General features: G+C 61.5%; 21 protein-coding genes and 1 pseudogene. 10 read left to right on the forward strand and 12 right to left on the reverse strand.

Annotated features, from left to right (window positions below):
• Window positions 1-26: 26 nt before the first annotated feature.
• From trpC to EN807_RS28125, 3 genes are read right to left on the reverse strand one after another with little or no spacing between them, the layout of a single operon-like run.
• Window positions 27-878 (reverse strand): indole-3-glycerol phosphate synthase TrpC, encoded by an 852-nt coding sequence (gene trpC / locus EN807_RS28115; RefSeq protein ID WP_135937542.1) that lies wholly within the window; start codon window positions 876-878, stop codon window positions 27-29.
• Window positions 879-882: 4 nt separating this feature from the next.
• Window positions 883-1,893, reverse strand: a complete 1,011-nt coding sequence (gene trpD / locus EN807_RS28120) for an anthranilate phosphoribosyltransferase (protein ID WP_135937543.1) — start codon at window positions 1,891-1,893, stop codon at window positions 883-885.
• Window positions 1,890-3,782, reverse strand: coding sequence for a SurA N-terminal domain-containing protein (locus EN807_RS28125; RefSeq protein ID WP_135937544.1), 1,893 nt, complete (start codon window positions 3,780-3,782; stop codon window positions 1,890-1,892). Before EN807_RS28125 ends, trpD begins: the two co-directional genes overlap by 4 nt.
• Window positions 3,783-3,926: 144 nt before the next feature.
• Between EN807_RS28125 and tpiA the strand changes: the two genes are divergently transcribed.
• From tpiA to EN807_RS28155, 6 genes are all read left to right on the forward strand, one after another.
• A complete protein-coding gene (gene tpiA / locus EN807_RS28130; RefSeq protein WP_135937545.1) occupies window positions 3,927-4,694 on the forward strand; it encodes a triose-phosphate isomerase in 768 nt (255 codons plus the stop codon).
• Between the two features lie 178 nt (window positions 4,695-4,872).
• Window positions 4,873-5,331, forward strand: a complete 459-nt coding sequence (gene secG, locus EN807_RS28135; RefSeq protein WP_135937546.1) for a preprotein translocase subunit SecG — start codon at window positions 4,873-4,875, stop codon at window positions 5,329-5,331.
• Between the two features lie 212 nt (window positions 5,332-5,543).
• On the forward strand, window positions 5,544-6,671 hold the full coding sequence (locus EN807_RS28140; RefSeq protein WP_135937564.1) for a L,D-transpeptidase: 1,128 nt from the start codon (window positions 5,544-5,546) through the stop codon (window positions 6,669-6,671).
• A gap of 137 nt (window positions 6,672-6,808) precedes the next feature.
• Window positions 6,809-8,446 carry a CTP synthase gene (locus EN807_RS28145; protein WP_135937547.1) on the forward strand — a complete coding sequence of 546 codons (1,638 nt, stop codon included), beginning with the start codon at window positions 6,809-6,811 and terminating at the stop codon, window positions 8,444-8,446.
• Window positions 8,447-8,462: 16 nt separating this feature from the next.
• Window positions 8,463-9,002, forward strand: coding sequence for a DUF1697 domain-containing protein (locus EN807_RS28150; RefSeq protein WP_135937548.1), 540 nt, complete (start codon window positions 8,463-8,465; stop codon window positions 9,000-9,002).
• A 352-nt stretch (window positions 9,003-9,354) separates the two neighbouring features.
• Complete coding sequence (locus EN807_RS28155; protein ID WP_135937549.1) at window positions 9,355-9,657, forward strand: DUF982 domain-containing protein; 303 nt, start codon at window positions 9,355-9,357, stop codon at window positions 9,655-9,657.
• A gap of 225 nt (window positions 9,658-9,882) precedes the next feature.
• Here the strand turns inward: EN807_RS28155 and EN807_RS28160 are convergent, their stop codons facing one another.
• The gene (locus tag EN807_RS28160) at window positions 9,883-10,566 is read right to left on the reverse strand and encodes a TetR/AcrR family transcriptional regulator (RefSeq protein ID WP_246684386.1); all 684 of its coding nucleotides are present in this window, start codon (window positions 10,564-10,566) and stop codon (window positions 9,883-9,885) included.
• A 146-nt stretch (window positions 10,567-10,712) separates the two neighbouring features.
• On the opposite strand from EN807_RS28160, the gene EN807_RS28165 reads away from it, so the two are divergent.
• From EN807_RS28165 to EN807_RS28175, 3 genes are read left to right on the forward strand one after another with little or no spacing between them, the layout of a single operon-like run.
• Window positions 10,713-11,741, forward strand: coding sequence for an efflux RND transporter periplasmic adaptor subunit (locus EN807_RS28165; protein WP_065008701.1), 1,029 nt, complete (start codon window positions 10,713-10,715; stop codon window positions 11,739-11,741).
• Window positions 11,742-11,748: 7 nt separating this feature from the next.
• Complete coding sequence (locus tag EN807_RS28170; RefSeq protein ID WP_135937550.1) at window positions 11,749-12,990, forward strand: ABC transporter permease; 1,242 nt, start codon at window positions 11,749-11,751, stop codon at window positions 12,988-12,990.
• Window positions 12,987-13,658: an ABC transporter ATP-binding protein gene (locus tag EN807_RS28175; RefSeq protein WP_065008558.1), complete on the forward strand. Its 672-nt coding sequence runs from the start codon at window positions 12,987-12,989 to the stop codon at window positions 13,656-13,658. The genes EN807_RS28170 and EN807_RS28175 overlap by 4 nt, the downstream gene beginning before the upstream one ends.
• A 55-nt stretch (window positions 13,659-13,713) precedes the next feature.
• Here the strand turns inward: EN807_RS28175 and EN807_RS28180 are convergent.
• From EN807_RS28180 to EN807_RS28200, 5 genes and pseudogenes are all read right to left on the reverse strand, one after another.
• A pseudogene (locus EN807_RS28180) lies at window positions 13,714-14,185 on the reverse strand (Tn3 family transposase); the annotation flags it as partial.
• A gap of 52 nt (window positions 14,186-14,237) precedes the next feature.
• On the reverse strand, window positions 14,238-14,999 hold the full coding sequence (otsB, locus tag EN807_RS28185) for a trehalose-phosphatase (RefSeq protein WP_065008557.1): 762 nt from the start codon (window positions 14,997-14,999) through the stop codon (window positions 14,238-14,240).
• Window positions 14,996-16,768, reverse strand: coding sequence for a trehalose-6-phosphate synthase (locus tag EN807_RS28190; protein ID WP_135937551.1), 1,773 nt, complete (start codon window positions 16,766-16,768; stop codon window positions 14,996-14,998). Before EN807_RS28190 ends, otsB begins: the two co-directional genes overlap by 4 nt.
• 161 nt (window positions 16,769-16,929) lie before the next feature.
• Window positions 16,930-19,092: an amylo-alpha-1,6-glucosidase gene (locus EN807_RS28195; protein ID WP_135937552.1), complete on the reverse strand. Its 2,163-nt coding sequence runs from the start codon at window positions 19,090-19,092 to the stop codon at window positions 16,930-16,932.
• A 43-nt stretch (window positions 19,093-19,135) separates the two neighbouring features.
• Window positions 19,136-20,197: a glycosyltransferase family 4 protein gene (locus tag EN807_RS28200; protein ID WP_135937553.1), complete on the reverse strand. Its 1,062-nt coding sequence runs from the start codon at window positions 20,195-20,197 to the stop codon at window positions 19,136-19,138.
• A gap of 215 nt (window positions 20,198-20,412) precedes the next feature.
• Here EN807_RS28200 and EN807_RS28205 point away from each other — a divergent pair, with 215 nt between their 5' ends.
• Window positions 20,413-20,715, forward strand: coding sequence for a DUF982 domain-containing protein (locus EN807_RS28205; protein ID WP_135937554.1), 303 nt, complete (start codon window positions 20,413-20,415; stop codon window positions 20,713-20,715).
• 136 nt (window positions 20,716-20,851) lie between these two features.
• Here the strand turns inward: EN807_RS28205 and EN807_RS28210 are convergent, their stop codons facing one another.
• The 3 genes from EN807_RS28210 to EN807_RS35755 all read right to left on the reverse strand — a co-directional run.
• Window positions 20,852-22,768, reverse strand: coding sequence for a calcium-binding protein (locus tag EN807_RS28210; protein WP_189522593.1), 1,917 nt, complete (start codon window positions 22,766-22,768; stop codon window positions 20,852-20,854).
• A gap of 413 nt (window positions 22,769-23,181) precedes the next feature.
• Window positions 23,182-23,928 (reverse strand): FkbM family methyltransferase, encoded by a 747-nt coding sequence (locus EN807_RS28215; protein ID WP_135937555.1) that lies wholly within the window; start codon window positions 23,926-23,928, stop codon window positions 23,182-23,184.
• 550 nt (window positions 23,929-24,478) lie between these two features.
• On the reverse strand, window positions 24,479-25,794 hold a 1,316-nt coding region (locus EN807_RS35755), incomplete at its 5' end, for a calcium-binding protein (RefSeq protein ID WP_189522594.1).

Raw genomic sequence — 25,794 nt, forward strand, 5'->3', positions numbered from 1 at the left:
ACAAAGTACGCTCTAACCCTCTAAATCTACGCATCGTGCTCTCCAAAAATCGAATCCGATCTTCGGGCCGATGCATGAGCCGGCGCCTTGCCCGTCAAAAGCAGGTGGGTCGCAGTGGCCACGTCCTGTTGCCGCATCAGGCTTTCGCCGACGAGGAAGGTAACAATGCCGCTTTTTTCCAGCCTGCGGCAGTCTTCGTGCGAGAAAATACCGCTCTCGCTGACCAGCAGGCGGTCTGCCGGCACCATCTTCGCGAGCCGCTCCGAGGTCTCGATGCTGGTTTCGAACGTCCGGAGATTGCGGTTGTTGATGCCGATCAGCCGCGATGACAGTTTCAGCGCGCGTTCCGTCTCGGCCTCGTCATGCACTTCGACCAGCGCGTCCATGCCGAGTTCGAACGCCGTCGTTTCGAGTTCGCTGGCCACGGCGTCATCGACGCTCGCCATGATGATCAGGATGGCATCAGCGCCCCACGCGCGGGCTTCGAACACCTGATAAGGCTCGAACAGAAAATCCTTGCGCAAGGCGGGCAATGTCACGGCGTTGCGCGCATCGGTGAGGAATTCAGGCGCACCCTGGAAAGACGGCGCGTCGGTCAGCACCGAAAGGCAGGCGGCGCCACCTTTTGCATAGGCCCTGGCCAGTGCCGGCGGATCGAAATCGGCGCGGATAAGGCCCTTGGACGGGCTCGCCTTCTTGATCTCGGCGATCAGCGCGAAGCTGCCGGATTTGCGCTTGGCTTCAAGAGCCGAGAGAAAGCCGCGCGCTGCATCGGTGTCCTTCGCCCGCGCCTTGATCTCGGCAAGCGGCACGCGCGCCTTCGCCGCGGCGATCTCGTCGCGCTTGTAGGCTTCGATCTTGCGCAGGATATCAGACACGGCTCTATCCGTTCGAAATCTCGACCAGCCGGTCGAGCACTTTCAGCGACCGGCCGCTGTCGATGGCTTGCGCTGCCGTCGCCATGCCGTCGGCAAGCGTCGTCGCCTTGCCCGCCACCACCAGTCCGGCGCCGGCGTTCATCAGCACCGTATCACGAAAGGCGCCGGCAGCGCCGTCCAGCATATCGCGCAGCGCCTGGGCGTTGTAGGCGGCGTCGCCGCCGCGCAACTCGTCCTTGGTGTGCCGCTTCAGCCCGACCGCTTCCGGGGTCAGTGTAAAGCTGCGGATCTCGCCGCCGACCAGTTCGGCCACTTGGGTCTCACCGGTGGTGGTGATCTCGTCATAGCCGTCGCCATGGGCGACCCAGGCGTGGTCGGCGCCCAGTGCCTTCAGCGTCTCGGCCACCGGCATGATCCATTCCGGCAAGAAGACGCCGACCATCTGCCGGCTCACACTGGCCGGATTGGAGAGCGGGCCAAGCAGGTTGAAGATGGTGCGGGTGCCGAGCTCGACGCGGATCGGGCCGACATGCTTCATCGCCGGATGATGCGCCGGCGCGAACATGAAGCCGACGCCTGTGTCGTGGATACAGCGGCCGATCGTTTCCGGCGGGATATCGATCTTGACGCCGAGCGCGGTCAGCACGTCGGCGGCGCCGGTCTGCGATGATAGTCCGCGATTGCCGTGCTTGGCCACCGGCACGCCGCAGGCGGCGATGACGAAGGCGGACGCGGTCGAGATGTTGACGCTGTGCGAATTGTCGCCGCCGGTGCCGACGATGTCGATGGCGCCAGCGGGCGCGTCGACGCGCAGCATCTTGGCGCGCATGGTGGCTACGGCGCCGGAAATCTCGCTCACCGTCTCGCCGCGCACGCGCAGCGCCATCAGGAAGCCGCCGATCTGGCCGGGCGTAGCGTCGCCCGACATGATGATGTCGAAGGCCTCGCGCGCCTCCTCAAAGGAAAGGGAGTTGCCGGTGGCGACCTTAGCGATATGGGTCTTGAGCGCGCTCATCTGGTCAGGGCTTGGGCAACGGCGGTCTGGTCGATGCGAACGTCGTACTGCGTCTGCAGCTGCGCCACCAGCTGGTCGAGCAGGTCGTCGGACATGCCGGCGGTGAACGATTTCTGCGCGTCGTCCGGCACCGAGCTGGCGTCGGCTCCGGCAGGCTCGAAGACTTCGGCGATCTTGAATAGGATCTGTCCGTCGCCGGTGGGCGAGGGGATCAAACCGGTCCCGCCTTCGCCTTCGCCGAACATCGCAGCCGCCCCTTCCTTGCCGAAATCGACGTCGTCCGCCTCGCGCTTGACGCCGCGCTTGGTCTGCTTCTCAAGCTTGAGCTCGCTCGCGATTACGTCGAGCGTGGCGCCGGCCTTGAGACGCTTTTCGAGCTCGTCCGCTTTTGCGGTGAGCCGCTTGGTCGTTTCCGCCGCCGTCCAGTCGGCCACCACCTTCTGTCGGACTTCATCCAGCGTGCGGTCGCGGGCCGGCGTGATCGAATCCACCTCGTAGAACACGAAGCCGTTGTCGGCGGTGGTGAGGTCGGGATTCTCGGTGCCGGGTTCGGCGTCGAACACCGCCTTGATGAGCTCCGGCGATTCCGGCAGGTCCTTGACGATGGTGCCGTCCGGCCTCAGGCCGGTGCGATCGATCGCGTCGATGGTGACGACCTTCAGCTTCAGTTTTTCGGCCGCTTGCTTGAGCGTGCTGCCCGAAGCGCGGATATCTTCGTAATTGTCATGCACGTCCAACAGAATGCGGCTTGCCTCGCCCAGCGCCAGATCCCTGCGGATATCTGCGGACACTTCGGCCAGCGGCTTCACCACTTCGGGCTTGATGTCGGTGACGCGCAGCAGCACCGGACCGAAGGCGCCCTGAACGACCGGACTGACTTCGTTGACATTGAGCGCAAACGCGGCATCCGCCACCGCCTTGTCGGCGATCTTGTCCTTGGACAGCGTGCCGAGCAGCGTGTCGGCTTGCGTCTTGCCCTCGGCGGCGACGATCTTGTCGAAGGTAGCGCCGGTCTTGAGTGAATCGAGCGCGGCCTTCGCGGCATCAGGCGTTTTGAACACGAGCTGTTCGATGGCGCGCGTTTCCGGCGTGGTGTAGCGCCCCTTGTTCTTGTCGTAGTCGTCGCTGACCTGTTGGTCAGTCACGGCAGTCGGATCCATGATGTCTTGCGGCTCGAGCCTGACATAGGAGAATTTGCGGTATTCGGGCGCCGCATAGGTCTTCTTGTTTTCCTCGAAATAGGTCGAAAGCGCAGTGTCGGATGGCGCTTCAATCGGCTCGACCAGCGATTTCGGCAAGGTCACATACTCGATGGTGCGGTCTTCGCCACGATAGAGCGCGACTGCCTTCAAGAAAGTATTCGGAGCCTTGAGGCCGTCCGAAACCGCCTCGACAATCTGCTGGCGCACCGCCACCTGGGCGCGATTGGTCAGATAGTCTTCCGGCCGCATGCCGACCTGTTGCAGTATGTATTCGAACGTCCTCCGGTCGAAGGTGCCGCCGGGACCCTTGAAGGCCGGGTCTTCATGCGTGAGTTGGGCCAGCCGGTCCTTGGAGAGCCCCAACCCCAGCTTGCGCGCCTGCTCATCGAGGACTGCACCCGACACGAGTTGCGCCAGCACCTGGTTGTCGAGGCCGAGCGCCGTCGCCTGCTCACGGCTGATGCGCTGGCCGAACTGCTGCGACATCACGCTGATCTGGCGATCATAGGCGAGGCGATACTCGTTGATCGACACTTTGGTGCCTCCGGCCGTGATAACGGCATCGTGGCCTGCAAAACCACCGACCATCTGCCCGGAAATGCCCCAGACGGCGAAGCTCAACACCAACAATATCAGCAGCGCTTTCGCGACCCAGGTCCCCGCCGCGCTTCTCAAGATACTAAGCATGGTCACTTCCGATTTTTGCGCATTTTCGCATGCGCCGAGTTTGAAACAAGCGCAATAGCGTCCTTCCGGCTCACTGTCGATTGCTTTGTGGGCTGAGTTTGGTAGTGAGGACGCAGCCAAATATTGCCCGGAGAAGCAAATCTCATGACGCCAGGAATCCGCCCGCTGGTCGCCGGCAACTGGAAAATGAACGGCACCAGCGCCTCGCTCAACGAACTCAGGATGATCGCCAACGGCTTCATGAGCGGGCTCGATGCGGAGACCGAAGCGCTGGTCTGCGTTCCGGCGACGCTGCTTGCGCATGCGGCAGAGATTTTGTCGCGCACGCCGGTCCGGGCCGGAGGCGAGGATTGCCACACTGAGGAGAGCGGCGCCCATACCGGCTGCATTTCGGCCGAGATGCTGAAAGATGCGGGCGCTAGCCACGTCATCGTCGGCCATTCCGAACGCCGCGCCGATCACAATGAGGACGACGCCCTTGTACAGGGCAAGGCCGCCGCCGCGTGGCGCGCCGGGCTGGTAGCCATCATCTGCATCGGCGAGACGAGAGCCGAGCGCGAGGCGGGCGCCACGCTCGATGTGCTGTCGCGCCAGGTCGCCGGCTCGGTGCCGCCCAACGCCACGTCGTCGAACACCGTCATAGCCTATGAGCCGGTATGGGCGATCGGCACTGGACTGACGCCGACCGCCGCCGACGTTGCTGAGGCGCATGCGCATATTCGCGAAAAACTGTCGGAAAAGCTTGGCAGCGCGGCGGCAAAGATGCGCATCCTCTATGGCGGCTCGGTCAAGCCGTCGAACGCGGTCGAACTGCTCGGCGTGAAAAATGTCGACGGCGCGCTGGTCGGCGGCGCCAGTCTGAAGGCGGCGGACTTTCTCGGTATCGCCGAAGCCTATCGAAATATCTCGTAGCATCGAAAGGCTATCGGGCACTTCGGATAGGCTGTGCCGCAGCGGAAATCGTTGCAAAGGGCGCATTGCTTCCCATATTCCGGCCACGGGCTTGGAAATGCCGTCAAAGCATTGTATTGAGCCGCCTCCAAATCACCGGCCGTATCCGCGGCCGCGCAAGGCTTTGCCAGGGTAAACTATGGAAACCGTACTGATCGTCGTCCACCTCATGGTCGTGCTCGCTCTTGTCGGCGTGGTGCTGCTGCAGCGCTCCGAAGGCGGCGGCCTCGGCATCGGCGGCGGCTCGGGCTTCATGACCGCGCGCGGCGCGGCCAACGCGCTGACGAGGGCAACGGCGATCCTGGCGGCGGCTTTCTTCGCCACCTCGCTGACATTGTCGATCGTCGCCCGTTATGGCGAGAAGCCGATCGATATTCTCGATCGTGTGCCTGTGACGAACGGCGGGGGCGGCGTGCTCAATCAGTTGCCTGGCACCACGGCGCCGACACCACCTTCCGGCAATACGGCGCCGACGCCGCCTACCGGCAATGATGCCGCAGCCCCGGCGCCCGCTGCGCCGCCCGCGGCGGATTCGACCACGCCGCCGGCCACAAACGGCGTCACCCTGCCAGTAACGCCGCAGGTTCCAAACCAGTAATCAGCAGACGTCCGGCGCCGCGATCTGTTGTTGTTTGAACACAGTCGCGGCAAATGCCGCACTATCCCGAGGATTCGACCGGGCACGGCACGACAGGGCGCTTGAGGCGTCTTCGATTAATCGATTATAGATTGCGCGCGGCACTTTCGGCGTCCTTGGGGGACGCCGGGCGACGCCGTGGGCAACAAGCATTGAACGATCGGATCTTCGCCATGCAGCTTCGCAGCTTCATATTAGCCGGCCTTTGTGCCGTGCTCAGCCTTGGTGGGCCCGCTTACGCGGCCATGCCGGCGGGTAATTCGGCCTCTAAAACCGCAGTAACAACTGACGTCGTCAACGTCGCCGCCAAAAGCGATACGGCGCAGCTAAGGCTCCTCAAGAAGAAGAAAAACCCGACCGCGGACGATCTTGCCCAGATCAGCAAGATCGAAGCCAAGATCGCGGCCGACAAAGAGGCCGCTCGAGCCAAGGCGCTTGAGGCCAGGAAGCTGGCGATGCGCGAGGCGGCCAAAGCCAAGGCCGACGCGGAACGGCAGGCGTTCCGTGCCAAGAAGGGGCTTGCCAAGAAGGATTCCGCTGCTCAGGCCCAGCTGGCCGACGGCAAGCCGGCTAAGAAGACCGTCAAGATCATCGAACCGGTTCAACCGATCGCACCGATCCAGTCGGCCGAGCCGGTTTCCGCCGAGGCCATGAACGTCGCGTTGACCGGCAACAACGGTGAATTGCGCAGCGAGCCGGTTGGACAGAAGCCGCAGAGCGTCGGGCTCTTCGCCGGTCTGTTCGGCGGCACGTCCTCGTCGATGTCGCTGCTCCCCGAAACCCGCGCTCTCGATGCCGCACTCGCCAGGAAGGAAGCCAAGAAGCAGTTCAAGGTGAAGCCGGAGTTCGTGCCGCAAGAGGTCGAATTCACCGGCTACAGTCCCGGCACCATCGTTATCGATACCAGCGCGCGCCGCCTCTATCTCGTCGAATCCTCATGGACCGCCCGCCGTTATGCGATTGCAGTCGGTCGTGACGGCCTGCAGTTCAAGGGCACGGTCGCCGTCGGCGACAAGCAGGAATGGCCGCGCTGGATCCCGACGCTCGAGATGCAGAAGCGTGAACCGAAGAATTATGGCCGGTACAAGGACGGCATGCCCGGCGGCGGCGAAAATCCGCTCGGCGCGCGCGCCATCTATCTCTACGACGGCAAGAAGGACACCCATCTGCGCATTCACGGCACCATCGCGCCGCAGTCAATCGGAACGAGCGCCTCCAATGGCTGCTTCCGCATGATCAACGAGCACGTCATGGACCTTTACCGCCGGGTGAAAGTGGGCACCAAGGTCGTCATCATCTGACGACTTAACGGACTATTCCAAAGGGCCGGTCTCGCCGGCCCTTTTGTTTTGGTTCGAGCATCACCAGGGCGCCTTCTTGGGAAAAAGCCTTCGCGGCGGTTTTTTCTCTGGCGGAATCAATTCGGCCGCGTTAAGCGATGACTCCCATGGCGCGATATGTATTCATCACAGGCGGCGTGGTTTCCTCACTCGGAAAAGGCATCGCTGCAGCGGCCCTTGGGGCTCTCTTGCAGGCGCGAGGCTATCGCGCGCGCATAAAGAAGCTCGATCCCTATCTCAATGTCGATCCCGGCACGATGTCGCCATACCAGCATGGCGAAGTCTTCGTGACCGACGACGGCGCCGAGACCGATCTCGATCTTGGCCATTATGAGCGCTTCACCGGCCGCTCGGCCAACCAGCAGGACAACATCACCACAGGCCGCATCTACAAGAACATCATCGAGCGGGAGCGGCGCGGCGACTATCTTGGTGCCACCGTGCAAGTGATTCCGCACGTCACCGACGAGATCAAGAACTTCATTCTCAACGGCAATGACGACTATGACTTCGTGCTGTGCGAGATCGGCGGTACGGTCGGCGACATCGAGGCGATGCCGTTCCTGGAGGCGATCCGCCAGCTCGGCAACGATCTGCCGCGCAATAACGCCGTCTACGTGCACCTGACGCTGATGCCCTACATTCCAACGGCGGGCGAATTGAAGACCAAGCCGACCCAGCATTCGGTCAAGGAATTGCGCGGCATCGGCATTGCGCCCGACATTCTGCTGGTCCGCGCCGACCGTCCCATCCCCAGGGAAGAGCGCCGCAAACTGTCGCTGTTCTGCAATGTTCGCGAGAGCGCGGTCATTCAGGCACTCGACGTCCCGCACATCTATGACGTGCCGATGGCCTATCACAATGAAGGGCTGGATTCGGAGGTGCTGGCCGCTTTCGGCATCGATCCGGCGCCGAAGCCGCGCATGGAGCCCTGGCAAGCGGTGTCCAACCGCATTCACAATCCGGAAGGCGAGGTGACCATCGCCGTCGTCGGCAAGTATACCGGCCTCAAGGACGCGTACAAATCGCTGATCGAGGCGCTGTCGCATGGCGGTCTCGCCAACCACGTTAAGGTCAAGCTCGACTGGATCGAGAGCGAGATATTCGAGAAGGAAGATCCGGCGCCGTGGCTGGAAAAGGTCCACGGGATTCTGGTGCCCGGCGGCTTTGGCGAGCGCGGCGCTGAAGGCAAGATCCTGGCGGCGAAGTTCGCCCGCGAGCGAAAAGTGCCATATTTCGGCATCTGCTTCGGCATGCAGATGGCTTGCATCGAAGCAGCGCGCTCGCTGGCCGGCGTCGAGCATGCCTCGTCGACCGAATTCGGTCCGACCGAGGAACCGGTCGTCGGCCTGATGACCGAATGGCTGAAAGGCAACATGCTGGAGAAGCGCAGGGAAACTGGCGACCTCGGCGGCACCATGCGGCTCGGCGCCTATCAGGCGGACCTCGCCAAGGGCTCGAAGATCGCCGACATCTACGGTGACATGCAGATTTCCGAGCGCCACCGCCACCGCTATGAGGTTAATGTCGACTACAAGGAGCGGCTCGAGGATTGCGGCCTGGTCTTTGCCGGCATGTCGCCCGACGGCGTGCTGCCGGAAACGGTCGAATACCCCGACCATCCCTGGTTCATCGGCGTGCAGTATCATCCCGAGCTGAAAAGCCGGCCACTCGACCCGCACCCGCTGTTTGCCAGCTTCATAGAGGCCGCGGTGGAACAGTCGCGGCTGGTCTAGGCTGCCACCGGCCGTCATGCAAACCTATGTCGCTCTGCTTTACAGCATCGTCCTGGGCGAGGGGCGGCGTCTCGTCATGTCCGATCTCAGGGCCATGACAGGAGGCCTGGGGCTGAACAACCCGCGCACACTGGTGGCGACCGGCAATCTGGTCTTCGAGACGAAAGAGACAGAACTTGCCGCGCTGGAGCGCCGGTTGGAGACGGCGTTCGAAAAGACCTTCGGCCGCCATGTCGACATCATCGTGCGCCGCGCGGATGACTGGTTGAAGCTTGCGGCCGGCAATCCGTTTCCCGCCGAATCGGCTGCCGCGCCGGATCAGGTAGCGGTGCGCGTGATGCGCAAGCCCGTTCCCGCTGAGGCCGTCGAGGCGCTGGAGGCCTATGTCGGCAACGATGAGCGAATGCAGGCCGTCGGCGGCGACATCTGGATCTTCTTTTCCCGCGAGACGCCAAGTTCGCGTCTGCTGGCGGCGATAAGCCATAAGCGGCTCGGCGTGGGCACCTCGCGCAACTGGAACACGGTGCGCAAGCTGGCCGAGATGGCCGGCGGGTAGGCTTCTCCTTCTCCCACAAGCAAGGGGAGAAGGAGAAAATTATGTCATGCCTTCGCCGTCCCGGCTCCGGCGGGACTCGCCGTCTTCCCCGTAGCGCGAGGGAACCTGGCAACCGATTGATTTGCCGGCTTTGGCCCTTATAGGCATTCGATGAAAGTCACGCTTATCGGCGCGCAACGGTTCGTCGCACGCTTGTCACGTTTGGTGATTCGATTTCGGTCGAACGATATGAGAGACTTCGTCTTGGCCCGGCCTCATCTTTAGCATCGGGCCCTGTTTGCCGGAACCAAGTGGTCAGCCGTAAGTTTAACAAGGTTCGATCAGGCACGTAGCGATCGACCGGGAGGAAACGATGGATCGCCTGCAATTCTTTACGCCTGTGCGGATTTCGCGCGGGCAGGAAAGCCCTGCCGAAGAAATTTATAGTGTAGCCGAAGCGATGGGGTTCTTGCGTAAATGGCCAATAGGCCGGCGTGGGCCAGTCTACCAGTGCGCGGTGAATTGCTGCTCTGCGGCTCTGGCGGGCCGGATGTCGGCAGAAGAAGCTAGGAAGGCTTTTGCCGGCTTCGCCCGCATCACACGCTTGCTCGACGACGACATGGCACTGCCGATGGGCGGCGAAAATATTGATAGCGTGCATGCGCTGAGGCGATGAACGTTCATTTTGCACCCTGCCATGAACGCGGTGCCCGGCGGCCAAGTCACAGCACCTCGACTGAGGCAGCGAACACCTAGCTGGCGCCGCGCTCGGTGACAACGAGCTTCTGATTTGGACAACACCGGCAAAGCCCTCTCATGGCAGTAGGAGTCGCTGGATCGGCGTGGGCCCGATCTACCGAGGCGGTGAATTGCTGCTCCGCGGCTTGGCGGGCCTGGCGGATCACGGGCCTGCTTCGAGGAAAGCCCGGGCAAAACCGGGTTGCGCCGCTTCTATCGTTCCATCGGGCAATCTCAAAAGCCGGTCGATTGCGATGCCATAGAGCCGCAGCCGGTCGTCGAGCAGCCTCGCTGCTTCCTCGATATTGCCCCGTTCGGCCTGCCGCAAGGCACTGTGCATCACATCGCGAAAGATCAGCCGCAGCTGCAAAAGCATCTCGGCAAAAGCTTCCGGGTCAGGCACGTCGAGTATGCCTTCCTCGCTTCCCTTCCGAAGCAGATCGGTGATTATCGGTCTGGCCAGTTCCCTGGCAGCCTGGTCGACCCGATGGAAGAGGGCGAGGTTCTCGGGCCGGAACAGGACGAAGAACGTATTCCGCAATTGCGGGGCAAGCTCGACGTTCAGCCGCCGTGAGCCGGCAAAGAGCGCATTAAGCCGGCCAAGCCCGTCAAGTGATGGATCGTCGAGCACGGGCTTCAACTCGGTGAAACTGTCGCGCGCGAGACGTGCGGCGAGTGCCTCCAGCAGAGCCTCTTTCGATGCGAAGTAGTGATAGAACGCGCCCTTCGACAGACCGGCCTCGCGAATGATGTCGTTCACCGTCGTATTGTCGTAGCCATGCGCGAAGAAAAGCCGCTGGGCACAGTCGAGGAGCTCGGCGGATCGTATCTCCGGCGGCTTTATCACTCGGGGCAACATCGACCTCGCAAAAGTACAGGTGGGCAAGAGGAGCACGAACCGTTTGCTTATGCAACTTTTATAGACCGACGGTCGGTCTAGTGTTATGTCTGCCTCTGCCCGACGTTCGGATTCGATGATGGAGGGAGAGTTACTTGCGACGGATACGCTGGATTGTCGGCATCATTCTTGTCGCGGCGGCGGCTGCCTTCGCCGCTTGGTATTTGTGGCAGCCGGCTAAGGTTTCGGTCGTAACGCCACAACGCGGCGACGCAGCGGAAATCGTTTACGCGAGTGGCTCCGTCGAGCCGCGAACCTGGGCCAAGGTGACTCCCGTGGTCCGCGAGAGGATCGTCGAGCAATGTAATTGCGAGGGGTCGAGGGTTGCACAAGGCGACGTGCTCGCCAGGCTAGACGACAGCGAGGCCCGGGCCGTGCTTGGCGAGCTCGAAGCGCGTCAAGCGCTTGCCCAGGAAGAACTCCGGCGGCTGACGGTGCTTGCCGAAAGGCGTGCGGCGAGCCAGCAGGCGCTCGATCGTGCACAGAGCGAACTCGGCCAGATCGAAGCACTGGTTGCCGGACAGAAAGCACGGCTCGACACCTACGTGTTACGTGCGCCGAACGCCGGTGTCGTGCTCAGGCAGGACGGCGAGGTGGGTGAGGTCGCCGAGCTTGGCACGGTGTTATTCTGGGTCGGCGAGCCGAACCCGCTCCTGGTGGTCGCCGAGGTCAACGAGGAAGACATCCCCCGGGTTGAGATCGGCCAGCGCGCGCTGCTTAAATCGGACGCGTTCCTCAGACAAAACCTGGAAGCGGTGGTCGACAGCATCACGCCCAAGGGCGATCCGGTAACGAAGACCTATCGCGTCCGCTTCCGCCTGCCGGACGATACGCCGCTTCGTATCGGCATGTCGACCGACGTGAACATCGTCATCCGCGTTTCGAAAAATGCGCTGTTGATCCCGTCCGTTGCGGTGGATGGGAACAAGGTGTTTATGGTCGAAGGCGACAAGGCTTGGCGGCGCGAAATCCGAACGGGCATCCGCGGCACCGATGGCATCGAGGTCCTGCCGGACACCGGCGGGAAGGCAGGTATCGACGAGAAGGCTCGCGTCATCTCGCCCTATCCCGCCGACCTCGCCGACGGGGCGCGCGTGCGCATCACCGCCGCCCAGGAGAGATAAAGCAACGATGCCGCTTATCTTCGACATCGCCGTTACGCACATTGCCGGCCGCGGTCGCCAGACGCTGGTTGCCGTAATAGGCGTTGCAGTCGGTGTCGGCTTCTCCATCGCCATGGCGGCGCTGATGCAGGGCGGGCAGGACGATTTCGTCAGGCAACTCGTCGACACGATGCCGCATGTCGACATCTCCGACGAGCAGCGCACAGCCCGCCGCCAGCCTGCCGAGGATGCCTTTACGACGGTCGCGATCTCCGGGCTCAGGCCGCGCGACGATCGCCGCGGCATCATCAATCCGACCGCTGCGACCTCCTGGCTCGAAAGCTGGATTCCCGGCCGGTTCGCGGCAAGCCTCAAAACGCAGGGTGTGATCCGCTATTCCAGCCGCGAAGTGGGCGCGGCGATCATTGGCATCGAACCGGAGCGCGAGTCCGGCGTGTCGCCGATCGTCGGAGACTTCGTCGAAGGCAGCTTTTCGGCACTTGCCGCAGGCGGCAACAACGTGCTCATCGGCGACACGATGGCGAGCCGGCTCGGCGCCGGATACGGCGACACGATAACGGCGGTTTCCTCCGAGGGGCTGACGCGCAACTTCAAGATCGCTGGCCTGTTCCACACCGGCACCACCGCGCGCGACGAAGGTGAAGCCTATGTGCTTCTGAAGAACGCGCAGATCCTCTCCGCCCGGCCGAACGCCATCAACGAGATACGCATCAAGCTCGACGATCCCAACCGCGCTCCGGTGGTGGCGCACCGTGCCGAGACCGAACTGGGCTACAAGGCCGTGGCGTGGCAGCAGGCGAATGAATCGATCCTCGAAGCGCTCGTCGTGCGCAACGTCATCATGTACACCGTCGTCGGCGCGATCATGTTGGTCGCCGGCTTCGGCATCTACAACATCATCTCTACCATCACGCATGAGAAGGCGCGCGACATCGCCATCATGAAGTCGCTTGGCTTTCCGGAGGCCGACATGCGTCGGCTCTTTCTGCTGGAAGGCGTGGCGATCGGCGCAGCCGGCTCCCTGCTTGGCGGGATACTCGGCGTCTCGATGACCTATGCCCTGTCGCTGGTGCGTTTCGAGATTGCCGCGACGGGCCAGGAGATGACCCGGCTGCCGATCGCCTGGAGCTTGATGCACTATGTCATCGCCTCGGCGTTCGCGCTGGGTTCGGCGGCAGTTGCCGGCTACCTGCCGGCGCGCCGTGCGGCGCGCCTGAACCCCGTTGAGATCATCAGAGGCGCGTCATGAGCGCACTCATCGAGACCGAGAAACTGACGCGCGTGTTGCCTGAGATCGTTCCCGTTACGCTGGTCAAGGACATCACGCTCGCGATCAACGAGAGAGAGTTCGTCGCCGTCACCGGTCCATCCGGCTCTGGCAAATCCTCATTGCTCTATCTGCTCGGCCTGCTCGACCGGCCGACCGCTGGGACGTTGAGAATAGGCGGCCGCGACACCGACCCGATGAATGAAAGGGAGCGCGCGCGGACCAGGCTTTCGATGCTGGGCTTCGTATTCCAGTTTCATTTTCTGCTGCCGGAGTTCACGGCGCTCGAAAATGTCGAAATCCCAATGCGCAAGCTGGGCCGACTGGCGCGGCCTGCGATGCGCGAACGGGCCGGGGAGTTACTTTCATCCCTCGGGCTTGGCGAACATCTCGACAAGCGGCCTGACCAGCTCTCGGGAGGCCAACGTCAGCGCGTCGCCGTGGCACGCTCGCTCGCCAACGACCCGCCGCTTATCCTCGCTGACGAGCCGACGGGGAGCCTCGACAGCAAGAGCTCCGAGCAGGTTTTCGCAACTCTGGAGAACCTGGTGCGCGAGCGCGGCAAGACCGTCGTGGCGGTTACGCATGATCTCGACATGGCGGCGCGCATGGATCGCCGCATTCACATCGTGGACGGGAAGATCGACTGAACCGGAACCAATCGACATTCATTCATGGGGGTTGTTTGCGGCAGCGGGCGGAGTCCTATGCTAAGGATTTCGGCCAGCGATATTTGCCTGTGAGATTGATGTGCTCCCAGCCGAGTGAGAGACGTTGGCATGGAGATCGAGCGATAGCGGTTTTCCCTCACGTTTCCAGCCAGCGATGACTTCACCCAATTTCTTCGCGTTCCAGAAGAAGATGATGATGGCAGCCAAAAGATCCATGCCGGCGATGCGGCAATGCTGGCCTTCGGCGGAGCGATCGCGGATTTCGCCACGACGATGGAAACTGATGGCGCGCTTCAGCGCATGATGCGCTTCGCCCTTGTTAGGCCCTGTCTGTGCGCGGCGCTGCAGATCGGCATCCAGAATCCAGTCGATCATGAACAGCGTGCGCTCGACACGACCTACCTCGCGCAAAGCCGTGGCTAGTTCGTTCTGCCGAGAATATGAGGCGAGTCTGCGCAAAACCTGGCTTGGCTTCCGGCAGCGATGCGAAGGATGTCGGGCCAATTGCGTTGATCGGGCGTGGCGCGAGCCTGTCTCACGACCAGCCGGGAGTCGCGATCAGGACACCCGCGCCGCTCCGAAATTGGCGTCGAGCCAGGCTATTGCCTCGGTTACGCTGTCGAGAACATAGCTTGCGACCGTCGGCCCGCGCGGCTTCACGCGTATCGAGACGCCGTTGGCTTCGTTTATTGCCTCGAAACCGTTTTCGTCCGACGTGTCGTCTCCGAGGAATACGGGCCGCCGGCCGGCGAAGGGCGGGATTTCCATGAAACGCCGAATGGCAGCTCCTTTGACGGCTTCCAACGGCATGAGTTCAACGCCGGCGTTTCCCGGAATCACGCGATATCCGGGCGGAAGCTGCGTCAATGCCTGTTCGACAAGCTGTGTTGCCCGTGCAAGCAGTTGCGGCGCGGCGCGGGTATGGATGGCCAAGACCGGACCCTTGCGCTCGACATAGACCTTGCCTCCACCTAGTTCGGCCTCGATCTCGTCGGCAAGGGCAGCGATGTCCGCCGGCGCGTCCGCAGCGACGACCGGCCCGTCCGACGTCAGCCGGTGCTCGAGTCCGTACAGTCCTGCTGCGCGCAGTTTCAGAGGATGAAACAATCTGTCGACGGCAGAGACCGAACGTCCGGTGATGAAGGCGAGGGCGCCGCCCAGCCTTCGCTCAATGTCTCCGAGAAGCTGACGCAACTCATCACCGACGAAGACAGCGTCGGGATGAGCGGCATGTTCAAGCAAGGTGCCGTCGATATCGAGGAAAAGCGCCCATTGCTCTTCTGGCAGGTCCGGTGCCAGCTGCAGTCGAAGGTCCGTCACGACGCCGCCTTTCGTGCCCGCTCGAAGATGGAAATGACATTGTTGCTGCTGGATGGCCGCTCGCCGTTGCCCGTCACCCGGTCGAGGTCGCCACGCTTGCGAAGGCGGGCCGCATCCAGAAGCATGCTGCCGGCCCAGCGATAGACGTTATTGTCGCGGACCATCTCGCGCATGGGCCGCATACGCTCGCGCTGTTCCTCCGGCGTCATGGTCAGCGCCTGCAGCAGCGCTTCGCTCGTCATGGCCGTATCGTAGGGATTGACGATCAATGCCTCCAGAAGTTCGCGCGAAGCGCCGGCAAAGGTGCTGAGCAACAGCACGCCCTGTTCGTCGTCGCGCGCGGCGACGAATTCCTTGGCCACCAAGTTCATGCCGTCATGCAGGCTGGTGACCATACATATGTCGGCCGCCCGATAGATCTCGTAGACCTGTTCCTGCGAGTGATGTTCGGCCACCATCAGGAGAGGACTGTAGTCCTCGGTGCCATAGCGCTGGTTTAGCTCTTCGGCATAGCGAAGGCATTCGTCATGAAGTTGCTGGTAGGCCGGCAATGTGCCCCGGCTGGGCGCCGCGACCTGCAGGAAAACCACTTTGCCTACCCATTCGGGATACCGCGTGAACAATTCGTCCAAGGCATGAAAGCGATCGAGAATGCCTTTGGTGTAGTCGAGGCGCTCGACGCCGACGCACAGTTTGACGTTCGCAGGCAGCCCGAATCTTTCGCGGACACGGGTACGGCATTCCTCGACAGCCGGCAATCTTGCCAGCAGTTCCGCCGGCCATTCTATTGAAATGGGGTAAGCGTGGACCAGAGTCGTTTGCCCGCCATAGGAGATCGCCGCGTCCGCCCGTTCTATGCGGCTTTCCAGGAAGCGATCGACGCTTTCGGTGAAATTGTTGGCGTGGAACTGAGTATGGAAGCCGATGATGGAGCTGCCCAGCAAACCTTCCAGGATTCGTTCACGCCATGGACAGATGCTGTACACTTCCGAGTTGGGCCACGGGATATGCCAGAAAGTGATGACGATTGCCTCGGGCAGGCGCTCGCGGATCATGCGCGGCAAGAGCGCGAAGTGGTAGTCCTGGACCAGCACAATCGGCCGCTCGTTGCGCGCCTCGGCAACCACCGTATCGGCGAACTTCCGGTTGACGGCCTCATAGGCTTCCCAATCCGACGCGCGAAAAATCGGGCGGGTGAAGGCGATATGGCAAAGCGGCCACAGACCTTCATTGGCGAAGCCCAGATAATAGGCCTGGTATTCTTCCTCCGTCAGCCAGACCCTGCGCAGCGTGTAGGACGGATTGCCAGGCGGCACCTCAACCCGGTCGTTCTCGTCGACGGTGAGACGGTCCGCTGTTCCGCCGCCGTAGGCGATCCAGGTGCCGGCACAGGCTCGGGTGATCGGCTCAAGCGCCGAAACCAGCCCGCTGGCCGGTACCAAGAGCTCGACGCCGTCATCGTTGACGTTGTGGATGTAGGGTTCGCGGTTGGATACCACGATCACCTGCGTCTCCGGCAGATCCTCGGCCAGGATCTTGCGCAAGGTGTCAGGCGACCATGTGATCAGCGCTGCATCGGCCGAGTGGCCGTTCTTTTCAAACTCCCGCAGCACTGTGCGAGCCGCTTCCGAAATCACGTCCTCGCCTGCGGTGGATGCGGCCGCTGGTATGTGGCGTCGGTGGGATATCGAGAACACCAGGGCAACAGCGGAAAGGCCAAGGCTTGCAATGATTAGAACCCAGAGTACCTCTATGCCATAGTCCGACATTAGAATAACGATTTTTCTCAGGCCGATCAGTGGCCATGTTGGTGTGTTTTTCGAATTCGCAACCGGCCAATCGTGACAAGCTGCCGTGCGTCGGAACGTTCAGACGGGCCATCGGTTCCGCTAATTGCAGCGCAGCGGTCGGATCCATGCGAAAAGCCAAACTAGGTCCGCACGATGAGCGGCACTAAGCCCTCATGCCGGTCGGCGAGAAAGGCGACCACCCTGTCGCCGACACGCTGGAACGTGAGATCCACCGCCCTTGCGCCAACGCCCAGATGCCTCAGCGTGAGCATGTCGATACCAATCGGCAGCCTGGGCCGGGCGACGTGGATTTCGCCGTCCCAGCCGTCGATCTCCAGGCCGAGGCAGGCCTGCATCAGCATGAAGGCAGACCCGGCCGACCACGCCTGCGGCAAGCAGGCGACGGGATAGGCGATCGGCGCTTCGCCCGGCGTGCGGGTGAAACCGCAGAACAGTTCGGGCAACCGCATGTTGAAGTGGACCGCCGATTCGAAGGTGCTGCTCATCAGCCGGACCACGCTTTCACGCTCGCCAAAGCGCGCCAGACCGGCGCCGCACATGGCGGTGTCATGCGGCCAGATCGAGCCGTTATGATATGACATCGGGTTGAAGAACACAGCATCGTCGGCGAGCGTCCTCAGCCCCCAGCCCGAATGGAAGGAAGCCGAAAGCAGCTGGTCGGCGACCAGCTGCGCCCGCGTCGGCTCGGGGAGCCCGACATAGAGAAGATGCCCGACATTAGACGTCCGCACCTTGCAGGGCTCGCCGGCGCCATCAATCGCCAAGGCATAGAAGCCGAGATCGTCCAGCCAGAAATGGCGTTCCACAGCGGCACGCATGGCCTCGGCGCGGCTGTCCCAATGATCGGCCCTGTCGCCTTCACTGCGGCGGCGGGCGAGCGCCGCCAGCCCCCGGAAGGCGGCAAAGACATAGCCTTGCACCTCCACCAGCGCGATCGGTCCCTTTGGGATGCGGCCATCTGCATGGAAGACGGAATCGATGCTGTCCTTCCATCCCTGGTTGGAGAGGCCGGACTCGGCGGCACGCTGATAGGTTACTAAGCCGGTCGGCCGGCTCGCCGCCTCGGTCCATTCGGCCGCAGCGCAGAGCGACGGCCACAGGCTGTCGACGAACGCCATGTCGCCGGTACGGTCCGCATAGGCGCAGGCGAGATGGATGTAGAGCGGCGTCGTGTCGACACCGCCATAGTAGCGGCCGAAGGGGAGCTCCCGCAGCGCCGCCATTTCGCCTTTGCGGGTCTCGTGCATGATCTTACCCGGCTGTGAATCGCTGAACGGCGATGTCTCTGTCGCCTGGTGCTGGGCAAGGAAGGCCAGCACGCCTCGCGCCAAACCCGGGTTGAGCCACAGCATCTGCAACGCGGAGATCACGCCGTCACGACCGAACGCCGTCGAAAACCAAGGGATACCCGCGTAAGGGTAGGGTCCGGTCGCAAGCTCCGTGGTCAGCAGCGCCACATCCGCGCGAGCGCGCTCGATCCAGTCGTTGAAGACGCGCCCGGAACTGTGCACCGTGGCACCATGACGGCGCTTGGCCCGCATGCCGAAGCGAGCGCGGGCCGCGGCGGCGCGGTAGCGATCGCGGTTCGGCGTTTCCGCCACTTCGGGACCGACTTCGACATACAGCACCTCGCTGCTGCGCCTCGTCACGGCAATCAGGAAGTCCGCACGGTCGGCCGTCAGCTGGTCCGGCGCCTGCGAGAACGATATCGCCGACATCCGCGCCAGCCCGTCCAGCCCGTCGTAGCGAAGCAGGACGGAGGTCGCATCCGTCTCGGCAGCATGGGCCATGCCGCGCTTCAGCCGTGTCGAGCCGCGCACTTCGAACATGTCGCGGAAATCGGCGGCAAAATGCAGCGAAACGCGGATGGTGGAGTGATCCTGGCTGTAGTTGGAAAGGGTGATGCGTTCAAACAACCGGTGCTGCCAAAGCAGCCTGACACGTTCGATATGGATCGCGCCCTGCGGAATGTCCCGGCCGCGGGCGCTCTGCATCGGCAGATTGGTCAGGTTGGAGGTGAAGAGCACATTGTCCTGGCTGAGCGACGCACCGAGCAGCGATGTCTGCCGGCCGCCGACGGTCAGCCGGAATTCGGAAAGCACTCGCGTGTCGTCACGGAAGAAACCATCGCCAGCGCCGCGGATATCGCCGTAGGCGTCGGCCACGGCAAAGCAATCGCCTTGCTTGAGGGCGAACAGCCGATGCGGCTCTCGAGGTGCGGTGGCGTCCAGGGACGCAAGTGCTACCGCGGGATCAAGCTTGCGCTCGTCGAGTTGGGCCATTCGCTACATATCTCTCTCGTTTCGCCCCCCGAGGTAATGCCGCTCACGACGCTCTTGCTTCGGCCGAGGCGCCGATCAGGCGCGCATAGGCGGAAACGTAGTCGCGGGTCATTCTTTCGGCGGAAAACCGCCTTTCGAAGACAGCTCGCACCTTCCGCCTGTCGAGCCGCAGCATGCCCGGCACCGAGGCGACCGCGCCCTCCATGGAATCCACGATAAAACCGGTCACGCCTTGATCGACGATTTCCGGCATTGCGCCGTAGTTCCAGGCGATCACCGGCGTGCCGCAGGCCATCGCCTCTATGACGGCAAGACCGAACGGCTCTGGCCAGTCGATCGGGAATACGAGCCCGGCCGCCTTGCCGAGGAATTCCGCCTTCTTATCCTCCTCGATCTCGCCGACATAGTCGACACGGTCACCGTCGACCAGCGGCTCGACCATCTCTCGGAAATAGGCGCGGTCGTCGTCGCCGATCTTTGCCGCAAGCTTCAGTTTCAGCCCCGAGCGCAGCGCGATCTCGATGGCACGATCCGGACGTTTATCGCGCGACATCCGGCCAAGGAAGGCGAGGTAGGGCTCCCCTGGGCTCGTCTCGAAAACCGGTTTGTAGAGTTCGGTCGGCAGCCCGTGGTGGATCGTCGTCAGCCAGTTGGCGTTGGCGAGCCCCGTGCTTTGGCTACGGGATACGGAGATCATCGGAAAGCGCGGAAAACGCTCATAGGCCGGCGCCAGATCGACATAGTCGAGCCTGCCATGCGGCGTCGTCACCGTCCGCTCGGGCATGTGCTCGAAGAAGGAAAAATGCAGGAAATGGCTGAGGTGAAAATGAATGATATCAAATTCATGAGCTCGTTTCCTCACCTCGGAAAGCATCGAAAGGTGCGCGGCTGTCTCGGATTTCAGCGGGCGTGGATCAAGACGCAGCGCACGCTCGCGACACGGCACCAATTTTGCCGACGTTTCTGTATCGCCACTGGCGAACAAGGTTACGTCATGGCCAAGCTCGACCAATCCTTCGGTCAGATAGGAGACAATGCGCTCCGTACCTCCATAAAGCCGAGGCGGTACGGATTCATGGAGCGGCGCCACATGGGCTATTCTCATAGGCTGGCATTTCCCTCAAACATCATCGCTGAAGTCGAAATGCACCACCCCCCCGAACGTTCCCGCAACGGCAAGAAGTCGCGATGATTGGCGATTCACTCAGCCGATCCGTTGCCAATTTGCAACGCCGTGGGCGTTTTTGCCGGGAACCAATTGGCTGGCCGTGAATTTAATTAGGTTCGATCGAACGCATCGCGATCGACGGGGAGGAAAAGATGAATCGCCTGCAGTTCTTTACGCCGGTGCGAATTTCGCGCGGGCAGGGAAAACCTGTCGAAGAAATCGACAGTGTCAGAGAAGCGATGACTTTTTTGCGCCACTGGCCGAAAGGGCGGCGCGGCCCGGTGTATCAATGCGCGCTGAACTGCTGCGCTGCGGCTCTGGCGGGCCAGATGTCTGCCGAGGAAGCAAGAAAGGCTTTTACGGGCTTTGCCCGGATCACCCGGCTGCTGGATGACGACATGTCGCTGCCAACACGCAGCGAAAGGATGGGCAGCCTATACACGGCGAGGCGTTAGACGGTAGATCCATTCGCGACGATCCGCGCCAGTGCGTCGACGCCGCCAAAAGAGACAGGCTTCAAGCTGCAGTTCGTGCACCTGTCTCTGTTGGCGAGCGCGGGCCCTCATGCGAGGTCGTGTCCCGTTAGCTCGTTCAGGTCACAAAGAATGCAGCTGCCGTAAGCGACAGACCTGGAGAGAGAGTGGCGAATTGTGTTTGAACCGCGCCGCCGATCCCGTCGCTGTCAAAAGAGAGCGCTCCGGTTGAATTGTTGTAGAGGATACGGTCGGAACTGTCGTGCGCGGCCGCACCCGCAAAGAAAGCGGCGGATGTGAGCGCGCCCGAGCTCAGCCCGGCAAATATAGCGTTGTCTATGTGGATCTTGTCCTGGAGCTTGTTGAAGTCGGTAATCCTGTCGATATTGCCGGCTCCCAGAGCGGTATTGAAAACGAAGGCATCATTGCCGCCATTGCCGGTCAAGGTGTCGGCGCCGCGGCCACCATTGATGACATTGGCGCCGGCATTGCCCTTAATGGTCTGGGCGAATTCGTTGCCGGTGAGGTTGATTGCCGTGGTGGCGGACGGATATCTGGCGGCCAGAAGTTCGACCGCCGAGCCGGCCGCAAGCGCGTAGCTCACCGTGGTGGCCACGGTATCGCGACCGCCGCCTGCGGCCTCGATCACCTTGTCGCCGGCATTGTCGATATAGTAGCCGTCGTTGCCCCCATAGCCGATCATCGTGTCGGCGCCGCCGAGACCATTGATGGCATTGGCGCCGGCGTTGCCCTGGATTGTCTGGGCGAACTCGTTGCCGTTGAGGTTCATAGCCGCCGTGCCGGACGGGTTGTTGATGGCGAGAACCTCGACCTGCGAGCCGGCTGCAAGCGCGTGGCTCATCGAAGTGACCACCTTGTCGGTACCGCCGCCCGCTGCCTCAATCACCTTGTCGCCGGCATTGTCGACATAATAGGTGTCGTTGCCGCCATAGCCGACCATCGTGTCGGCGCCAGCGAGGCCGTTGATGACATTGGCGCCGGCATTGCCCTGGATAGTCTGGGCAAACGCATTGCCGGAGAGGTTGATTGCCGTCGTGCCAGACGGATTCGTGGTGGCGAGAAGCTCGATTTCCGAGCCGGCCGCGAGCGCATAGTTCAGCGAGGTGAGCACCCTGTCGGTGCCGCCGCCGGCCGCCTCATTCACCTTGTCGCCGGCATTGTCGACGTAGTAGGTGTCGTTGCCGCCGTAGCCGATCATCGTGTGGGCACCGGTTCCCTGAAGTACATCGGCTCCGCTGGTGCCATAGAGCGTATCGTCGGTTGGAGGTGGGGGCGTGGTGCTGGTGTTGTGTCGCAGGAAAAAGTCTTGCATCGCCGGAGTGTTCCCAAGCGAGGTTTCGCCGTTCTGCGAGGCCCATTTATAAGCCATGTCAAACGCAGGATTGGGAACCAGCCTTTCCCAGTGGTCCATCATGGTCTGCATCTGGGATGTCGTGGGCATGACATATGACCCGCCCGTATTGGTCGTCCAGCCGCCGCCGCCAAACGCCTGATAGACCGGAACGATCGCGCTCTGCGGGATGCCTGCCTCCAGCGCCGCAGCCACGGCTCTATCAATGTAGTTGAAGTCCACCGCAGTGGTGCGCACCGGATAAGGGTTTATTCCGTAATAGTCGATGCCCGTGTTGGCAGGATTGTAGGTATTGGAATAGTTCGAATCAGTGAACGACCCCATGTCCATCAAGGTGATGAAAGTCTTGGCGCCTGGAAAATGGGAATGGATCCAGTCGGATTCCGCCTTCAGATTCGCAGCGCTCACTTGGGTATGATATCTGCCGGTGGGATCCGGCTCGTCAGTCAGAAAAAATCCAAAAACCTTCGGATTGTTGAGGAGAGGCGTTACCTTGTCGATAAACGACTGGGTTACACCATTGCTCTCGCCGAGCCAGATCAGGGCTTTCGAGCCATCCGGCAACGCGTTGACCGATGACGCGTATTGAAGATCAACCAGATTGAAGCCATAGGCCTTGGCCTGGGCAGCTGAGGCACCCCAGGTGTAGTGCATCGTGGCCATGCGAATATCCCTCGTGTGATTCGGTACCCCCGATCCCTGCCTACGCGACGGCCCATATTAGCGCCAAATCAATTAGCGACACGCTGTTGATAGAATCGTTGATCTTGGATGGATCACGAATTTTCATGCGATTTGACTTGCAGGGACTTGCGCGAAACTTAACGACGGCAATATTGGATAAATAGTCAGTCAGTTGGGATCGCCTGGTTTTCCCGAACGCTTCTAGAGCCGCTCTCTCTGGGCTTTGCCCGGATCACCCGCCTGCCGGATGACAATGTGGCAAGGCCGATTAGGACAGCGTCTACACGCCGAGGCGATATGCTGTGCCGGAGCCGGACGCGAGCGGTTATCTGGCGGTGAGCCGCGTCTCAAGAGTGGTACTCAACCCAAGCTTCCTGCGCCCCGCCATGACGCTATATCCATCTTCTAAATCGAATGCCGGCTTCATCGAATGCTTGCACCATTCTGGCTTCGAGGGCGCGCTTCTCCCGTCTCGCGGGATTCCTCAGTTTAAGAGAGTGGAATTCCACGTAGGCAGCATATAGATCACGATGGGTTCCAGCCCTGATCAAATCATCAAGAATTTCGTATTCTGCCCCCTCGACATCGAGCTTGAGAACGATCACGTCATACAGCGTACGCTTTGTCCGGATCATTTGTGAGAGTGAAAACGTTTCGACGAGGTCCGGCGCAAAACGCTGTGATTGATACAGGCTTTCGTTGTGGTCCAAGATTATCGAGCAACTTTGGTGGGTGGCTTCCGCTCGGTCTGGAGGAGGCCCGAACAATTCAGCGTAGCCGTCTTTTACGCTCGCCGCCTTTGGGATAATCTCCATAGTCAAGTTTTTCGCGCGCAAAGCATTAAGCTGCGCAAGGCAATTCTTGTTTGGTTCGATCAAAATGTAATCGTATTTGTCGGGCGTATAGTATGTAGAAAAGAATCTAAGACCTTGACCTATATTTGAACCGCAATCGATAAACAATCCGCGACTTCGATTTGTCAAATTGAGATGGGACAATGCCTGCTTTGCATCAGACGCAACGCGAGGACGAAGCCCTTGCCATCTAAGCGGCTCGATCAGCGATAGGGCAGACAATTGGAGGAGTCGACCAGGTCCTTCGGTTCGTAAAACCTCCAAGGATCGCTTGATCTTTCCCATGGCCCCTCATTGCCAATCGCCCTGCCGGCCCAGTTGCGGCCTGGCATCCCCAGTTTTAAAATCCGCTTGCTGCTTTTGCCCGCGGAACTGACGTCCACCGGATGCTCTCCAAAGTCAAACACGCATCGCCTGCGGAGAGCCTCCCTTTGAAGGGCAGGTCCACTTATCTTCAATCCCTAGCCACTACGATATGAATTCTCATCCTACGAATGGATGACAGCGACAGACGTTTGGCCGAAACAATGCGTTAGCGAACCTAGCGTGGTCGCCCTGCTGCCGGTTCAGGGGACCGGCACTCGAGCTAACCTTACCATTCTGGAACTCAAACGGTCCGGAGTAGCCTGCTTCGCAAGATTTGGAGAGGGAATCGACAATGCCGAAATGGGCCTAGAACGGTTCTGGGGACGGCCGGCGCCATCGCAGGTGCCGCCACGATCCGCGCCAGAGCATCCACGCTCGCCGGAAAGAGACAGGCTTCAAGGTGCAGTTTATCCACCTGTCTCTGTTGGCGACCGCGGCCCTCGCGCGATGTCGCTTCGCGCTAGCTCGTTCAGGTCACAAAGAACGAGGCTGCCGTAAGCGACAGATCTGGAGAGAGAGTGGCGAACTGTGTTTGAGATGCGCCGCCTGTGCCGTCGCTGTCGTAGGAGAGCGCTCCAGTCGAACTGTTGTAGATGATGTGGTCGGAGCTATCATGCGCGGCATTACCCGCAAAGAAAGAGTCGGATGCGAGCGTGCCCAACTCAAGGTCGGCAAAAATCGCGTCGTCGAGGTGGATCTTGTTCTGGGACGGGTTGAAGTCGGTGACCTTGTCGACATTGCCGTTACCAAGGGCGCTGTTGAAGACGAAAATGTCGTTGCCGCCAAAGCCGCTCAACTTATCGGCACCGCCGCCGCCGTTGATGACGTTGGCGCCGGCATTGCCCTGGATGGTTTGGGCCGACTCGTTGCCGGTCAGGTCTATTGCCGTGGTGCCGGCGTCATTCGTGGTGCCAATGACTTCAATCGACGTGCCGGCTGAGAGAGCATAGCTCGCAGAGGTCCACACCCTGTCTTGACCTTGGCCAGAGGACTCGACCACCTTGTCGCCGGCGTTGTCGACATAGTAATCGTCGTTGCCGCCAAAGCCGCTCAGCTTATCGGCACCGCCGCCGCCGTTGATGACGTTGGCGCCGGCATTGCCCTGGATGGTTTGGGCCAACTCGTTGCCGGTCAGGTTGATTGCCGTGGTGCCGGCGTCCTTCGTGGTGCCAAGGACTTCAATCGACGATCCGGCTGAGAGCGCATAACTCACAGAGGTCCACACCCTGTCTTGACCTTGGCCAGAGGACTCGGTCACCTTGTCGCCGGCACTGTCGACATAGTATTCGTCGTTGCCGCCAAGGCCGACCATCGTGTCGGCGCCGGCGGTTCCGTCTAGAGTGTTGGCGCCGGCATTTCCCTCGATGGTCTGGGCGGGGTCGTCGGATGGAGGCATGCCGGAATCGCTAACTGGAGGCGTGCCAGAATCGCTAACTGGAGGCGTGTCAGAATCGCTGACTGGAGGCGTGCCAGAATCGCTAACTGGAGGCGTATCAGAATCGCTAACTGGAGGTGTGGCCGGGGCCTCATCCTGAAGATTGTGTTCCCGGAAGACGGCTTGCAGTTCCGGCGAGCTTTCAAGCGCGACGTCGCCTTCCTGCGAACCCCAGGCATAGGCAAAGTCGAATTCGGGCGACGGAACCAGTTCGTCCCAGTGGTCCATCATCGTCTGCAGCTGGTCCGTCGTCGGCATGACATATTTGCCGCCGGTGTTGGTCGTCCAATTGCCGCCGCCAAAGGTCTGATGGACCGGGACGATCTGGCTGACCGGGATGCCCGACTCCA

It is taken from the genome of Mesorhizobium sp. M5C.F.Ca.ET.164.01.1.1 (genome assembly GCF_004792125.1).
GTDB classification, from domain to species: domain Bacteria; phylum Pseudomonadota; class Alphaproteobacteria; order Rhizobiales; family Rhizobiaceae; genus Mesorhizobium; species Mesorhizobium wenxiniae.

What these genes read in the sequence shown, in the direction of transcription:
- trpD (WP_135937543.1), bottom strand. Translation starts at nt 1,893, where the DNA reads ATGAGCGCGCTCAAGACCCATATCGCTAAGGTCGCCACCGGCAACTCC.
- EN807_RS28125 (WP_135937544.1), bottom strand. Translation starts at nt 3,782, where the DNA reads ATGCTTAGTATCTTGAGAAGCGCGGCGGGGACCTGGGTCGCGAAAGCG.
- tpiA (WP_135937545.1), top strand. Translation starts at nt 3,927, where the DNA reads ATGACGCCAGGAATCCGCCCGCTGGTCGCCGGCAACTGGAAAATGAAC.
- secG (WP_135937546.1), top strand. Translation starts at nt 4,873, where the DNA reads ATGGAAACCGTACTGATCGTCGTCCACCTCATGGTCGTGCTCGCTCTT.
- EN807_RS28140 (WP_135937564.1), top strand. Translation starts at nt 5,544, where the DNA reads ATGCAGCTTCGCAGCTTCATATTAGCCGGCCTTTGTGCCGTGCTCAGC.
- EN807_RS28145 (WP_135937547.1), top strand. Translation starts at nt 6,809, where the DNA reads ATGACTCCCATGGCGCGATATGTATTCATCACAGGCGGCGTGGTTTCC.
- EN807_RS28150 (WP_135937548.1), top strand. Translation starts at nt 8,463, where the DNA reads ATGCAAACCTATGTCGCTCTGCTTTACAGCATCGTCCTGGGCGAGGGG.
- EN807_RS28155 (WP_135937549.1), top strand. Translation starts at nt 9,355, where the DNA reads ATGGATCGCCTGCAATTCTTTACGCCTGTGCGGATTTCGCGCGGGCAG.
- EN807_RS28170 (WP_135937550.1), top strand. Translation starts at nt 11,749, where the DNA reads ATGCCGCTTATCTTCGACATCGCCGTTACGCACATTGCCGGCCGCGGT.
- EN807_RS28175 (WP_065008558.1), top strand. Translation starts at nt 12,987, where the DNA reads ATGAGCGCACTCATCGAGACCGAGAAACTGACGCGCGTGTTGCCTGAG.
- EN807_RS28190 (WP_135937551.1), bottom strand. Translation starts at nt 16,768, where the DNA reads ATGTCGGACTATGGCATAGAGGTACTCTGGGTTCTAATCATTGCAAGC.
- EN807_RS28195 (WP_135937552.1), bottom strand. Translation starts at nt 19,092, where the DNA reads ATGGCCCAACTCGACGAGCGCAAGCTTGATCCCGCGGTAGCACTTGCG.
- EN807_RS28200 (WP_135937553.1), bottom strand. Translation starts at nt 20,197, where the DNA reads ATGAGAATAGCCCATGTGGCGCCGCTCCATGAATCCGTACCGCCTCGG.
- EN807_RS28205 (WP_135937554.1), top strand. Translation starts at nt 20,413, where the DNA reads ATGAATCGCCTGCAGTTCTTTACGCCGGTGCGAATTTCGCGCGGGCAG.
- EN807_RS28210 (WP_189522593.1), bottom strand. Translation starts at nt 22,768, where the DNA reads ATGGCCACGATGCACTACACCTGGGGTGCCTCAGCTGCCCAGGCCAAG.
- EN807_RS28215 (WP_135937555.1), bottom strand. Translation starts at nt 23,928, where the DNA reads ATGGGAAAGATCAAGCGATCCTTGGAGGTTTTACGAACCGAAGGACCT.